General features: G+C 44.1%; 14 protein-coding genes. 13 read left to right on the top strand and 1 reads right to left on the bottom strand.

From position 1 onward, the window contains the following. Positions 1 to 224: 224 nt before the first annotated feature. The 7 genes from K6Y31_RS07040 to K6Y31_RS07070 all read left to right on the top strand — a co-directional run bounded on the left by K6Y31_RS07040 (position 225) and on the right by K6Y31_RS07070 (position 7,577). A complete protein-coding gene (locus tag K6Y31_RS07040; RefSeq protein WP_233052101.1) occupies positions 225 to 1,433 on the top strand; it encodes a S1 family peptidase in 1,209 nt (402 codons plus the stop codon). An 87-nt stretch (positions 1,434 to 1,520) separates the two neighbouring features. Continuing rightward, the gene (queA, locus tag K6Y31_RS07045) at positions 1,521 to 2,570 is read left to right on the top strand and encodes a tRNA preQ1(34) S-adenosylmethionine ribosyltransferase-isomerase QueA (protein WP_233052102.1); all 1,050 of its coding nucleotides are present in this window, start codon (positions 1,521 to 1,523) and stop codon (positions 2,568 to 2,570) included. A 69-nt stretch (positions 2,571 to 2,639) separates the two neighbouring features. After that, positions 2,640 to 3,767 carry a tRNA guanosine(34) transglycosylase Tgt gene (tgt, locus tag K6Y31_RS07050; protein ID WP_233052103.1) on the top strand — a complete coding sequence of 376 codons (1,128 nt, stop codon included), beginning with the start codon at positions 2,640 to 2,642 and terminating at the stop codon, positions 3,765 to 3,767. Positions 3,768 to 3,793: 26 nt separating this feature from the next. Further along, positions 3,794 to 4,129, top strand: coding sequence for a preprotein translocase subunit YajC (gene yajC, locus K6Y31_RS07055; RefSeq protein WP_232802719.1), 336 nt, complete (start codon positions 3,794 to 3,796; stop codon positions 4,127 to 4,129). Between the two features lie 19 nt (positions 4,130 to 4,148). Continuing rightward, on the top strand, positions 4,149 to 6,008 hold the full coding sequence (gene secD, locus K6Y31_RS07060) for a protein translocase subunit SecD (RefSeq protein WP_233052104.1): 1,860 nt from the start codon (positions 4,149 to 4,151) through the stop codon (positions 6,006 to 6,008). A gap of 15 nt (positions 6,009 to 6,023) precedes the next feature. Beyond that, positions 6,024 to 6,971 (top strand): protein translocase subunit SecF, encoded by a 948-nt coding sequence (secF, locus tag K6Y31_RS07065; protein ID WP_233052105.1) that lies wholly within the window; start codon positions 6,024 to 6,026, stop codon positions 6,969 to 6,971. 237 nt (positions 6,972 to 7,208) lie between these two features. Further along, positions 7,209 to 7,577: a rhodanese-like domain-containing protein gene (locus K6Y31_RS07070; protein WP_233052106.1), complete on the top strand. Its 369-nt coding sequence runs from the start codon at positions 7,209 to 7,211 to the stop codon at positions 7,575 to 7,577. Between the two features lie 73 nt (positions 7,578 to 7,650). Here K6Y31_RS07070 and suhB read toward each other — a convergent pair whose 3' ends face one another. Further along, entirely contained in the window at positions 7,651 to 8,454 is an 804-nt protein-coding gene (gene suhB, locus K6Y31_RS07075; protein WP_233052107.1) for an inositol-1-monophosphatase, read from the bottom strand. A 152-nt stretch (positions 8,455 to 8,606) separates the two neighbouring features. On the opposite strand from suhB, the gene trmJ reads away from it, so the two are divergent. The 6 genes from trmJ (at position 8,607) to hscB (ending at position 12,501) form a co-directional block, all read left to right on the top strand. Continuing rightward, positions 8,607 to 9,368 (top strand): tRNA (cytosine(32)/uridine(32)-2'-O)-methyltransferase TrmJ, encoded by a 762-nt coding sequence (gene trmJ, locus K6Y31_RS07080; RefSeq protein ID WP_233052108.1) that lies wholly within the window; start codon positions 8,607 to 8,609, stop codon positions 9,366 to 9,368. Positions 9,369 to 9,447: 79 nt separating this feature from the next. After that, positions 9,448 to 9,954: a Fe-S cluster assembly transcriptional regulator IscR gene (gene iscR, locus K6Y31_RS07085; RefSeq protein ID WP_233052109.1), complete on the top strand. Its 507-nt coding sequence runs from the start codon at positions 9,448 to 9,450 to the stop codon at positions 9,952 to 9,954. A gap of 45 nt (positions 9,955 to 9,999) precedes the next feature. Next, positions 10,000 to 11,214 (top strand): IscS subfamily cysteine desulfurase, encoded by a 1,215-nt coding sequence (locus K6Y31_RS07090; RefSeq protein WP_233052110.1) that lies wholly within the window; start codon positions 10,000 to 10,002, stop codon positions 11,212 to 11,214. 39 nt (positions 11,215 to 11,253) lie between these two features. Next, positions 11,254 to 11,634 carry a Fe-S cluster assembly scaffold IscU gene (gene iscU / locus K6Y31_RS07095; RefSeq protein ID WP_233052111.1) on the top strand — a complete coding sequence of 127 codons (381 nt, stop codon included), beginning with the start codon at positions 11,254 to 11,256 and terminating at the stop codon, positions 11,632 to 11,634. A gap of 18 nt (positions 11,635 to 11,652) precedes the next feature. After that, complete coding sequence (gene iscA / locus K6Y31_RS07100; protein ID WP_232802710.1) at positions 11,653 to 11,976, top strand: iron-sulfur cluster assembly protein IscA; 324 nt, start codon at positions 11,653 to 11,655, stop codon at positions 11,974 to 11,976. Positions 11,977 to 11,985: 9 nt separating this feature from the next. Then, the gene (gene hscB, locus K6Y31_RS07105; protein WP_233052112.1) at positions 11,986 to 12,501 is read left to right on the top strand and encodes a co-chaperone HscB; all 516 of its coding nucleotides are present in this window, start codon (positions 11,986 to 11,988) and stop codon (positions 12,499 to 12,501) included. The last annotated feature ends 7 nt before the right edge of the window (positions 12,502 to 12,508 follow it).

The raw sequence follows: 12,508 nt of genomic DNA on the forward strand, positions 1-12,508 counted from the left end.
ACCCTCCTGTTTTATTACTTTAAATCTAGTCAACGGCAGACATTTTGCCGTTGATCTTTATCATGTTTATATAATTAATTGTTTTTAAAATCATTCACCTTGATTAATTGGTGAGTCTATAGGGGAGCCCTTATCGATTATTGACCTTTAAATTATGTTAGCTCGATACCGCTATTTCACTTTACGCCTAAGCTTAAAGATAGGCAGACAAGGGAGATTAGCTAATGGTTAAGTGTTTAAGCCACAGGGCACTGATACGAGTTGCGGCAGTCTTAACGATTAGTTTTTGTTTAGCCGGTGCTGGCGTGATTGCGCCAAGAATTGTCGGGGGACAAACGGTGGCACAACCCAACACAGGAATTGTCAGTTTACAGGTTTGGCGAGATGGCATTCTGTATCACTTTTGTGGTGCCACCTTAATCTCTCCCCATTGGCTACTAACGGCTGCCCACTGCGTTAACGCAGAATCGCAGGATGCTAATCGAGATGGCATTGAAGATTATCCGCTCGAAATATTCTATAGCGGGGTTAATTTAAGTGATTCAGGTGATTACAGTCGGCGTGCTAAAATTAGTCGGGTGCTGATTCACCCGAATTTTAATGCCAGCCGCTTGAATGATGATATTGCCTTACTTTATGTAGCTGAGCCTATCGATAGTCTTATTACTACTCTTGGCACAGGCAGTTTAACCCAGTTCAGCATTGGCAATAGTCTTTTTGAAGCGCAAGGTTGGGGGGCCGATAATCAAGCAGGAAATCACTATCCCAATCAGCTCAAATCGGTGTTTTTACCTTACCAACCTTGCCCTTATGGTTATATTTCTGATTCAGTATTTTGCGCTGGAGGAGAGGCTCTGCAAGATACTTGCTTTGGTGACTCTGGCGGCCCCGTATTGGCCGAAACCAGTGCTGGCCGACAACAATTTGGCATTGTTAGTTTTGGCGCAGCAGACGCGTGTGGGCTAGCAGGTCTGCCCGCGGCGTTTACTTTTGTACCTGATTATTTAAGCTGGATTAATGCGCAGCGCCAAGGATTGTTATTCAGTAATGCGCCTATTTTTAGCGCCTCGCAATTAGTGCAAAAGGTGGCAATATACAATCCGACGAATGAGGCGTTAACCATTAGCCAAATAGTACAACAGGGCTGCACCGCGTTGTCATTGGATAATCAGGCCTGCCTTGGTCAGGTGTTGGCACCCGCGCAAAGCTGTGATTTGACATTAACGTTAACAGGTAGTCCTAATGATGTTCACCAAGTCAATCTATCGGCTTACGCAGATGATGGCTCTGTTGCGCAGTTAGCATTTAGTGTTGCGATTAATGCGGATAACAGTATCGCTGAAAAGCAGACATCATCGAGTGGCGGGGGCGCGATTAACCTGATTTGGCTGAGCTTACTCATTTTACTAGGCTTCTACCGTCGTTCAGTGTGATATCTCGGCCTATCGAAGCTGAGAATACTTGATATTAAGCGAGCTGCAGCCTAGACTAGCGGCCTTCTTTTGTGATGGTATGCAGTAATGAAAGTAGCCGATTTTTCTTTTGAACTCCCCAATGAGTTAATAGCGCGATATCCTAATCCTGAGCGCAGTTCTAGCAGATTATTAGCTTTAGACGGTAATTCGGGCGTTGTCGCGCATAAAAACTTCACTGACATTGTAGATTTACTGTCTGCTGGAGACCTTTTAGTCTTTAACGATACTCGCGTTATCCCCGCGCGGATGTTTGGCCAAAAAGAGTCAGGCGGAAAATTGGAAGTATTGGTTGAACGTGTGCTCGACGAAAAACGCTTTCTTGCCCATGTTCGCTGTTCAAAATCGCCAAAGCCCGGTAACAAGCTACTGCTTGAAGGCACCGTCAATGCAACGATGCTGCAACGTCATGATGCGCTGTTTGAGATTGAAATTAATGACGAGCGTAATGTTCTGGAAGTATTGGAAAGTATCGGCCATATGCCGCTACCACCCTACATAGACCGTCCAGACGAAGACTCAGATAAAGAGCGTTATCAAACCGTTTATAACAAAAAACCCGGTGCTGTCGCTGCGCCAACAGCAGGCTTACATTTTGATGACAAGTTATTGCAAACCTTGAAAGACAAGGGGATTGAGCAAGCGTTTGTTACCTTACATGTTGGCGCGGGCACGTTTCAGCCAGTGAAGGTTGACAATGTGCTTGAGCACCAAATGCATTCTGAATATGCTGAAGTGCCAGCGGAAGTGGTTGAACAGATATTAGCGACTAAAGCACGTGGTGGCCGCGTGATTGCAGTTGGTACCACATCGGTTCGATCTCTTGAAAGTGCCGCGCAAGTTACTCTTGCTCAAGGCAAACCTTTGGCTCCGTTTTTCGACGACACGCAAATTTTTATCTACCCCGGCTATGAATTTCAACTAGTGGACGCCATGATCACTAATTTTCACTTGCCTGAGTCGACCTTGATCATGTTGGTGTCTGCTTTTGCCGGCTTTGAAAATATCATGCCCGCTTATGCTACAGCGATTGAACAAAAGTACCGCTTCTTTAGTTATGGCGATGCCATGTTTTTAACTCGCAAAACCCTAAAATAATCGAGAGGTAACACTCTCTTAACTCACCAAGTTTCGATCGGACTGTTTTTCTGATTTGAAGAGGTAATAATGAAATACGAACTATTAAACACTGACGGCCGCGCTCGTCGAGGCCGTTTGGTCTTTGAACGTGGCAGCGTAGAAACCCCCGCTTTTATGCCTGTAGGCACTTATGGCACGGTAAAAGGCATGACGCCGGAAGAAGTGGCAGAAACCGGTGCGCAAATTTTATTGGGTAACACCTTCCATTTATGGTTACGCCCAGGCCAAGCGGTGATGCGCAAACATGGTGACTTGCACGACTTTATGAACTGGCAGGGGCCAATATTGACGGATTCGGGCGGCTTTCAAGTGTTTAGCTTAGGCGATATCCGTAAGATCACCGAAGAGGGCGTACATTTTCGTAACCCAGTTAATGGTGAAAAAATCTTTTTAAGCCCTGAAGGCTCAATGGATATTCAATACGATCTCGGCTCTGACATCGTGATGATTTTTGACGAGTGCACGCCATATCCGGCTACTGAAGCGGAGGCTGAAAAGTCGATGCAATTGTCATTGCGTTGGGCTAAACGTAGTCGCGATCAATTTAACGCGAAACAAAACCCTAATGCGTTATTTGGCATTATTCAAGGTGGCGTGTACGAACACTTACGTGACGTTTCTTTAGAGGGGTTAACCAAGATTGGTTTTGATGGCTACGCCATCGGTGGCCTTGCTGTTGGTGAACCCAAAGAAGACATGCACCGCATTCTTGAGCATATCGCGCCTAAAATTCCAGCAGACAAACCACGTTACCTAATGGGCGTAGGCAAGCCTGAAGACCTGGTAGAAGGGGTTCGCCGCGGCGTTGATATGTTTGATTGCGTGATGCCAACGAGAAATGCGCGCAATGGACATTTGTTTACCAGTGAGGGTGTGGTAAAAATCCGCAACGCTAAGCACCGTGAAGATATCAGCACATTAGATAAAGAATGTGACTGTTACACTTGTAAAAACTATTCTCGGGCATATTTATATCATTTAGATAAGTGTAATGAGATTTTAGGTGCACGCTTAAATACTATTCATAATCTGCGTTATTACCAACGTTTAATGGAAGGTTTGCGCAACGCCATTGAGAAAGGTAAATTAGACGAGTTTGTGATTGAATTTTACGGGAAGATTGGTAAGCCGGTCCCCCCTTTAGAAGAAAAATAATTTTTAAATAAGAACGAGGAATAAAAATGAGCTTTTTGATTTCAAATGCCTATGCAGCTCCCGCCGCCGGTGCCGAGGGTGGTGGTATGTCGATGATTTTTATGTTGGTAGTCTTTGCTGCTATTTTCTACTTCATGATCTTTCGTCCACAAAACAAACGTGTAAAAGAGCATAAAAACTTGATGTCGTCACTGTCAAAAGGAGACGAAGTGTTGACGCAAGGTGGTTTGGTTGGTCGTATTGTCAAAGTATCAGATGAAAATGATTACATCACAATTGAATTAAACGAGAACAATCAAGTTGTTATTAAAAGAGACTTCGTTAGTGCGATCTTGCCTAAAGGTACGCTAAAGTCTCTATAAGTCTACAAGGACGTTTACTGTGTTAAACAAATATCCGTTGTGGAAGTACATTATGGTGATCGCAGTGATTGCCATAGGTTTACTTTATGCAACTCCCAACCTTTACGGCGAGGATCCTGCCGTACAAGTATCGGGCAAACGTGGCGCAGAAGTTGAACTGAGCACCGTTGGCCAAATTAACGATGCACTCTCTCAAGCTAATATTGCTGTAAAAAGCGCTGCTCTTGAAGAAGGTAAATTTTTAGTTCGCTTAGTGAACCGTGATGATCAGCTAAAAGCAAAAGAGCTTATCTCTGAGTTATTAGGTGCTCAATTCACTACTGCATTAAACTTAGCGCCAGCCACGCCAGCTTGGCTAGAAGCATTTGGTGCAGGCCCGCTGAAACTGGGCTTGGATTTACGCGGTGGTGTTCACTTCTTAATGGAAGTGGACATGGATGCGGCAATCGCAAAAGCCAAAGAACAAATGGTCAGTGATTTTCGCTCTGAACTGCGTGAAGAAAAAATTCGCTATCGCGGCGTGCGAGAAGATGCACAAACGAATGGTGTTATTTTACGTTTTGCCGATGAAGCAACACGCGGCGAAGCTGAGACATTCTTAAAGCCAAAGTACCCAGGTTTTGTGTTTGATGATGATGAAAGTGAAGGCGTTTACTTATTAAAAGTTTCAATGAGTGAAGATAAGCTTAAAGAAACCAAGAATTACGCCCTTGAGCAAAACATTACTATTATTCGTAACCGTGTAAACCAACTGGGTGTGGCTGAGCCACAAGTGCAACGTCAGGGCTCTGATCGCATCGTAGTTGAATTACCAGGGGTGCAAGACACGGCACAAGCGAAAGAAATTCTTGGCGCAACCGCCATGCTAGAGTTTCGTTTAGTTGATGAAAAAACCGATGTTCGTGATGCGGTTGCAGGTCGTTTACCATCTACCTCACAGGTTTATAAAAACCGTGATGGCCAGCCATATGTATTGCAAAAGCAAATTATGCTGACCGGTGATCATATCGTTGGTGCACGCTCTAGCATGGATGAATACAGTCGCCCGCAAGTAAATATTGATTTGGACTCACAGGGCGGCTCAAAAATGTCCCGTGTGACTAAAAACAATATTAACAAGCCGATGGCGACGTTGTTTATTGAATGGCTACCAACGGGTAAAGAAGACGAAAACGGCAAGCGTAAGCTGGTTAAACACGAAGAAATTATCAACGTGGCAACTATTCAAGCGCAACTGGGTCGTAGCTTTCGTATTACCGGTATTGATAATCCAGCTGAAGCACATAACTTAGCGCTACTATTGCGTGCGGGTGCCTTGATTGCGCCTATTCAAATTGTTGAAGAACGCACTATTGGTCCAAGTATGGGCCAGCAAAATATCGATAACGGTATGGCGGCGATGATGTATGGTATGGCTGCTGTGGTTATCTTTATGGCGCTTTACTACCGTGCATTTGGTTTGGTAGCTAACGTGGCGCTGTTGGTCAATATCGTGATGATTGTCGGTATTATGTCGATGGTGCCGGGTGCAACATTAACCTTGCCAGGTATTGCCGGTATTGTATTAACTGTCGGCATGGCAGTGGATGCAAACGTGCTGATATTTGAACGTATTCGGGAAGAGTTACTGGAAGGTAAGAGCGTACAACAAGCCATTAATCAGGGTTATGGTAATGCATTCTCAACCATTGCAGATGCCAATATTACCACCTTGATCACTGCGTTTATTCTGTTTGCTGTTGGTACGGGCCCTGTCAAAGGCTTTGCTGTTACCTTGATGATTGGTATTGCGACCTCAATGTTTACCTCTATTGTGGGTACTCGCGCTATCGTTAACCTGCTTTGGGGCGGTAAACGTCTGAAGAAGCTATCGATTTAACAGGAAGTATCAATTATGTTTCAAATTTTAAAACCAGGCGATACGATCCGCTTCATGAAATACGCTAAACCAGCGTCATTTTTGTCGTTGTTTTTAGTGATTCTTGCAATCGGTATTATCGCAGTTAAAGGATTTAACTGGGGCTTGGACTTTACCGGTGGTACGTTGATTGAAGTGGGCTTTGAACAGCCTGCTGATTTAGATCAAGTGCGTGATGTGCTTACTGATAATGGGTTCCCTGGCGCTATCGTGCAGCACTTTGGCAGTACCAAAGAGGTGATGGCGAGGGTAGCGCCACTCGAAGGCGTTAAAGGTGAAGTCATTGGCCAGCAAATTCTGACCGCACTGAAGACCAACATAGATCAAGGCGTTGAAATGCGTCGTATTGAATTTGTCGGTCCCAATGTAGGGGCTGAGCTGGCAGAAAATGGTGGCCTTGCGATTATTGTCGCGTTAGCGTGTATCTTGCTTTACGTGAGTATGCGCTTCGAGTGGCGTTTAGCACTGGGCTCGGTAGCGGCATTGGGCCATGACGTTATTTTAACACTTGGTGTTTTTTCACTGTTTCAATTAGAGTTTGATTTAACGGTGTTAGCTGCGGTGTTAGCGGTAGTAGGTTATTCACTCAACGATACCATTGTTGTATTTGACCGTATTCGAGAGAACTTTCGCCGTGTGCGTAAGGGTGGACCAAAAGAGATTGTGGATATTTCGCTGACACAAACCCTTAGTCGTACCTTAATTACATCAGGCACTACATTATTCGTATTGATTGCCTTGTTCTTGAAAGGCGGTGCGATGATCCATGGTTTTGCTACGGCATTACTAGTGGGTATCTTTGTCGGTACTTATTCATCGGTTTACGTTGCTAGTGCATTGGCCGTTGCTTTGGGCATTTCCCGTGAACATATGATCCCCGTCGAAATTGAAAAAGAAGGCGCTGATCAAGAGCCAGTGGTTTAGGCCAATAAGTATCAGTTTCTGACAAAACCCGCTGCGGCGGGTTTTTTTGTCATTGCTATTCGAGGTAATATCAGGATTAATATACTATTTCATCTACTTACTGGGTTCGGGCTGGCAACATGAGCATCTTACGTTTATGGGCAATGTCATTGACGTATTGCTTAACCCTAATCTAGGTTAGCCCCCATATTCAACACCTTGTCGTAGTTTAGGGATATTTTAAATAAGGACTTTTTTATGCAGCACAGCACACGATTTTTAACGTTAGTGGATCAAGCACGCGCGCAAATTCAAGAAACAGATGTAGCGACTGTTAAATCTTGGCTTGATGCCGGTAAAGAATTTGTACTGATTGATAATCGAGAAGAGAGTGAATGGGCTAAAGGACATATTCCCGGTGCTATTTATTTAGGTCGCGGCATATTAGAGCGCGATATCGAACAACGCTGTCCCGATTTAGCAACAGAGATTGTGGTCTATTGTGGTGGTGGCTATCGGTCTGCGTTGTCGGTCGAAAACTTGCAGAAAATGGGTTACACCAAGGTGATCAGCATGGACGGTGGCTTTCGTGGTTGGAAAGAAGCGGGCCATGAGATAGCTGAATAAGTTCAACGATTAACTACAGGCATAAAAAAAGGCGCGATTGCGCCTTTTTGTTCATCATCAGTAATATTGGTAATTAACGGCTGATTGATTCAGTTAAATGTGGGCGGATTTTGCCCAATATTTGCTTCACTACCTTAGGGTTACCTGCTACTAGGTTACCTGATTTTAGGTATTCATGGTTACCAGCAAAGTCAGTTACGATAGCACCCGCTTCTTTAGCAATCAGCTCACCCGCGGCGAAATCCCAAGGCTTAAGGCCAAGCTCCCAGAAGCCATCATAACGGCCAGCAGCCACATAAGCGAGGTCAAGAGCGGCAGAGCCTGCACGACGCATATCGGCTACATCAGTGAATAAGTCAGCGAAAATCGCCATGTATGATTCGCTGTGGTGTTTTTGTTTAAATGGGAAGCCTGTAGCGAGCAAGGTGCCTTTAAGATCTTTAGCATTGGTCGTGCGGATACGATAACCATTTAATTGGGCACCCGAGCCACGAGTGGCTGCGAATAATTCATTATTGATTGGATCGAACACAACACCTTGTTCGGTTTTACCTTTTACACGAAGTGCAATAGAAACGGCAAAATGTGGGATACCACGAACGAAATTGGAAGTGCCATCTAGTGGATCGATAACCCATTGGTAGTCAGTTTCGCTACCGGCTAGTTCGCCGCTTTCTTCTGCCACAATGCAGTGGTCAGGGTACGATTTGCGAATGGTATTGATAATTGCTAATTCAGCCTCTTTATCAACATTGGTTACAAAATCGTTTGAACCTTTTTGTTCTACTTCAACTTTTTCAAGTTGCTCATAAGCTTTAGCAATTACATTACCTGCGTTACGTGCTGCACGTACCGCGATATTTAGCATAGGATGCATATCGGATTCACCACTAGATGTTAAAGAACGTTGTATAAAATTACGGCGGCGGATCTTATCAATACAATAGCGCATAGTAAAGTAATAAAAGGCGTTTTTTACGCGCTACGCTGTGGTAGAATCCGCATTTTTAATCGCAGTAGAGTGGTCTCATGTTAGAAAATGTACGTATCGTGCTTATTGGCACATCTCATCCTGGTAATATTGGCAGTGCGGCGCGTGCAATGAAAACCATGGGGATCCACGATTTAGTACTGGTAACACCTGACTGTGAAGTGGATAGTCACACTATCGCGCTATCTGCGGGCGCATCAGATGTGGTTAAAAATATTATTACTTATGAAAATTTAGAAGATGCGATTGCTGATTGCCAGTTAGTGGTTGGTGCCAGTGCCCGTTCGCGAACGTTAAATTGGCCGATGTTTGGTCCCCGTGACATGGCGGCAAAAGTGGTGCAAGAGGGCCAAGACAAAAAAGTAGCAATGGTGTTTGGTCGAGAGCGCACCGGTTTAACCAACGATGAATTACAACGTTGTCATTTCCATGTCAATATTCCTGCCAACCCTGATTATTCATCGCTCAATTTAGCAATGGCAGTGCAAACGTTATGTTACGAAGTGCGCATGACATTTTTAGCTCAAGAAAGTTGGCCCAAACAAGAACAAGAATACCCACTCAGCGCGGATCTTGAACGATTCTACCAGCATTTAGAAGGCACCTTAGCCGAGGTTGAATTTATTGTGCCATCACATCCTGGCCAAGTGATGAACAAGTTACGTCGTTTCTTCAATCGCGCTCGCCCCGAAGTGCAAGAATTGAACATTTTGCGTGGCATGTTGACATCGATTGACAAAGCGGTACAGGGCATCAGAAGGCCAGAAAAACGGGTTAAAGGTGAACCTAAGAATACCTGAGTGTTTTAGTTGGTTTTATACTTGACTAATTTAGTCGGTTATTTGATAATGCATCTTAAGTTTACAACAGAGATGCGCAATGAGACTGACTTCTAAAGGCCGCTACGCCGTAACCGCAATGTTAGATGTAGCGCTACATACAGGTAAAGGCCCAGTGCCATTAGCAGAGATTTCTGAACGCCAAGGTATCTCTTTGTCTTACTTAGAGCAGCTGTTTTCTAAGTTAAGAAAAGAAGGCCTTGTTTCGAGTGTGAGAGGCCCTGGTGGCGGTTACTTACTCGGTAAAGGTGGCGATGAAATTTCCATTGGCATGATTATCGATGCCGTAAATGAGTCAGTTGATGCCAGAAAGTGTATGGGGACTGGAACTTGCCAAGACGGTGTACAGTGCCTTACTCATTCCCTTTGGAATCAGCTTAGCAATCGGATCAGTGATTTTCTTAATGGCATTAGCTTGGCCGAACTGGTCAATAATGCAGAAGTAAGACAGATTGCCGTTGCGCAAGATAATAAAATGAAATCAGCCAGCACTGAAAGTAAGCTGGTTAATAAATTAGAACAGTTGGAAGTGAATTTTCGCTTATAGCAATGTGCAGCACTATACGACAGACGTGCTTATATGGAGAACAAAATGAAGTTGCCAATTTATCTTGATTATTCTGCAACAACCCCAGTGGATCCTCGGGTCGCTGAAAAGATGATGCAATACCTAACCTTAGATGGCAATTTTGGTAATCCGGCCTCTCGCTCTCACCGTTTTGGTTGGCAGGCTGAAGAAGCGGTAGATATCGCCCGTAATGATATTGCCGATCTTGTTAATGCTGATCCTCGTGAAATCGTGTTTACTTCAGGTGCGACCGAAGCAAACAACCTTGCTATTAAAGGTATTGCTGAATTCTACGGCAAAAAAGGTAAGCATATCATCACCTCGAAAACTGAGCATAAAGCGGTGCTAGACCCTTGTCGCCAGTTAGAGCGTGACGGTTTTGAAGTGACTTATTTAGAGCCAGATACCGACGGTATTATTAGTGTTGAACAAGTGAAAGCAGCACTTCGCGATGACACTATCTTAGTGAGCATTATGCATGTAAATAACGAAATTGGTGTGATCCAAGATATTGCTGCCATTGGTGAGTTATGTCGTGCCAACAAAATTTATTTCCACGTTGATGCTGTGCAAAGTGTTGGAAAGTTACCGATTGATTTACAAGAATTAAAAGTCGATTTGATGTCATTTTCTGCACATAAAATTTATGGCCCTAAAGGCATTGGTGCTTTGTATGTACGTCGCAAACCACGTATACGCTTAGAAGCGCAAATGCACGGTGGTGGTCATGAGCGTGGCATGCGCAGCGGTACACTGCCTACTCACCAAATTGTGGGAATGGGTGAAGCTTTTCGTATCGCAAAATTAGAAATGGCTGAAGAGTCAGATCGCATTTTAGCTTTGCGTGAACGCTTATGGAATGGCGTTAAGGACATGGAAGAAGTCTATATCAATGGCTCAATGGAGCACCGTATTGCCGGTAACCTAAACGTGAGCTTTAACTACGTTGAAGGCGAATCACTGGTCATGGCACTGAAAGATTTGGCCGTTTCATCAGGCAGTGCTTGTACTTCTGCAAGCCTTGAGCCTTCTTATGTGCTTCGCGCCCTTGGTCGCGATGATGAATTAGCGCACAGTTCTATTCGCTTCAGTATGGGCCGTTTCACGACTGCTGAAGAAATTGACTACGCAATTGAAATTATAAATAAAAATATAGGCCGCCTACGTGAAATGTCACCACTTTGGGACATGTTCAAAGAAGGTATTGATTTGAGCAAAGTTGAATGGGCTCATCATTAATTTCACGTTAACACCATTAAAGCACTGGAGTAATATATTATGGCTTACAGCGATAAAGTAATTGATCACTACGAGAACCCACGTAACGTTGGTTCTTTTGCAAAAGATGACCCAACAGTTGCAACCGGTTTAGTTGGCGCACCAGCGTGTGGCGACGTAATGAAGTTACAATTAAAGATCAGCGATACCGGCATTATTGAAGATGCAAAATTTAAAACTTACGGCTGTGGTAGCGCGATTGCCTCAAGCTCACTGATCACAGAGTGGGTTAAAGGTAAGTCACTTGAAGAAGCGGCAGCAATAAAAAATACCGATATTTCAGCTGAACTTGCGCTTCCACCGGTTAAAATCCACTGTTCAATTCTTGCAGAAGATGCAATTAAAGCAGCGATTGATGACTATAAGAGTAAGAAAGCGTAATTTAAGCGAGGCAGTAACATGGCAGTAACGATGACACCACCGGCTGAAGCACGTGTACGTGACTTTTTGGCCAATCGAGGTAAAGGATTAGGGCTTCGCCTAGGGGTGAAAACCTCAGGATGTTCCGGACTTGCCTATGTATTGGAATTTGTTGATGAACTTAATCCAGATGATGAAGTTTTTGAGCAAAATGGGGTGAATGTCATCGTTGATGCTAAAAGCTTGGCTTTTTTAGACGGCACCCAATTGGATTTTGTTAAAGAAGGCTTAAATGAAGGCTTTGAATTTAACAACCCCAATGTAGATGGTGAATGTGGTTGTGGTGAAAGCTTCAGTGTATAAGGGGGGCATGTGAACTATTTCGAGTTATTTGGTTTAGCCCCAGATTATACCGTTGATACCCAATCCCTTGCTGTTACTTATCGGGAATTGCAGAAGCAATTCCATCCCGATAGGTTTGCAACTGCCGGTGAAGGTGAGCGCTTAGTTGCGCTGCAAAAAGCGTCAGAAATCAATGATGCGTTTCAAACATTAAAATCCCCATTGCGCCGTGCTGAGTATTTATTAAGTCTTGCCGGGATTGAGTTAAAAGCAGAGCAACAAACACTGCGTGACCCAAGCTTTTTAATGCAGCAAATGGAATGGCGAGAGCAACTTGAAGATATAGCGCAAAGCAATCAAGTAGAAGCGGATATCGCTGAATTTGAACAGACCTTGAAGCAGAGTCAACAACAGCTGCAAACCGAGTTAGAAGCGCAACTCTCGCAACAAGCCTATGAATCCGCGGCTGTCTCAGTGCGAAAATTAAAATTCATGTTCAAGTTACAGGATGAACTTGAACGTTTAGAAGAATCCCTCCTGGAATAAATTAGAT

The sequence above is a fragment of the Motilimonas cestriensis genome (genome assembly GCF_021295315.1).
Taxonomy (GTDB): domain Bacteria; phylum Pseudomonadota; class Gammaproteobacteria; order Enterobacterales; family CBDFNC01; genus Motilimonas; species Motilimonas cestriensis.

Bases quoted from the DNA above. Each gene is read 5' to 3' on its own strand.
- iscA (WP_232802710.1), top strand. From the start codon at position 11,653: ATGGCAGTAACGATGACACCACCGGCTGAAGCACGTGTACGTGACTTT.
- K6Y31_RS07090 (WP_233052110.1), top strand. From the start codon at position 10,000: ATGAAGTTGCCAATTTATCTTGATTATTCTGCAACAACCCCAGTGGAT.
- yajC (WP_232802719.1), top strand. From the start codon at position 3,794: ATGAGCTTTTTGATTTCAAATGCCTATGCAGCTCCCGCCGCCGGTGCC.
- K6Y31_RS07040 (WP_233052101.1), top strand. From the start codon at position 225: ATGGTTAAGTGTTTAAGCCACAGGGCACTGATACGAGTTGCGGCAGTC.
- K6Y31_RS07070 (WP_233052106.1), top strand. From the start codon at position 7,209: ATGCAGCACAGCACACGATTTTTAACGTTAGTGGATCAAGCACGCGCG.
- iscR (WP_233052109.1), top strand. From the start codon at position 9,448: ATGAGACTGACTTCTAAAGGCCGCTACGCCGTAACCGCAATGTTAGAT.
- trmJ (WP_233052108.1), top strand. From the start codon at position 8,607: ATGTTAGAAAATGTACGTATCGTGCTTATTGGCACATCTCATCCTGGT.
- suhB (WP_233052107.1), bottom strand. From the start codon at position 8,454: ATGCATCCTATGCTAAATATCGCGGTACGTGCAGCACGTAACGCAGGT.
- secF (WP_233052105.1), top strand. From the start codon at position 6,024: ATGTTTCAAATTTTAAAACCAGGCGATACGATCCGCTTCATGAAATAC.
- tgt (WP_233052103.1), top strand. From the start codon at position 2,640: ATGAAATACGAACTATTAAACACTGACGGCCGCGCTCGTCGAGGCCGT.
- queA (WP_233052102.1), top strand. From the start codon at position 1,521: ATGAAAGTAGCCGATTTTTCTTTTGAACTCCCCAATGAGTTAATAGCG.
- iscU (WP_233052111.1), top strand. From the start codon at position 11,254: ATGGCTTACAGCGATAAAGTAATTGATCACTACGAGAACCCACGTAAC.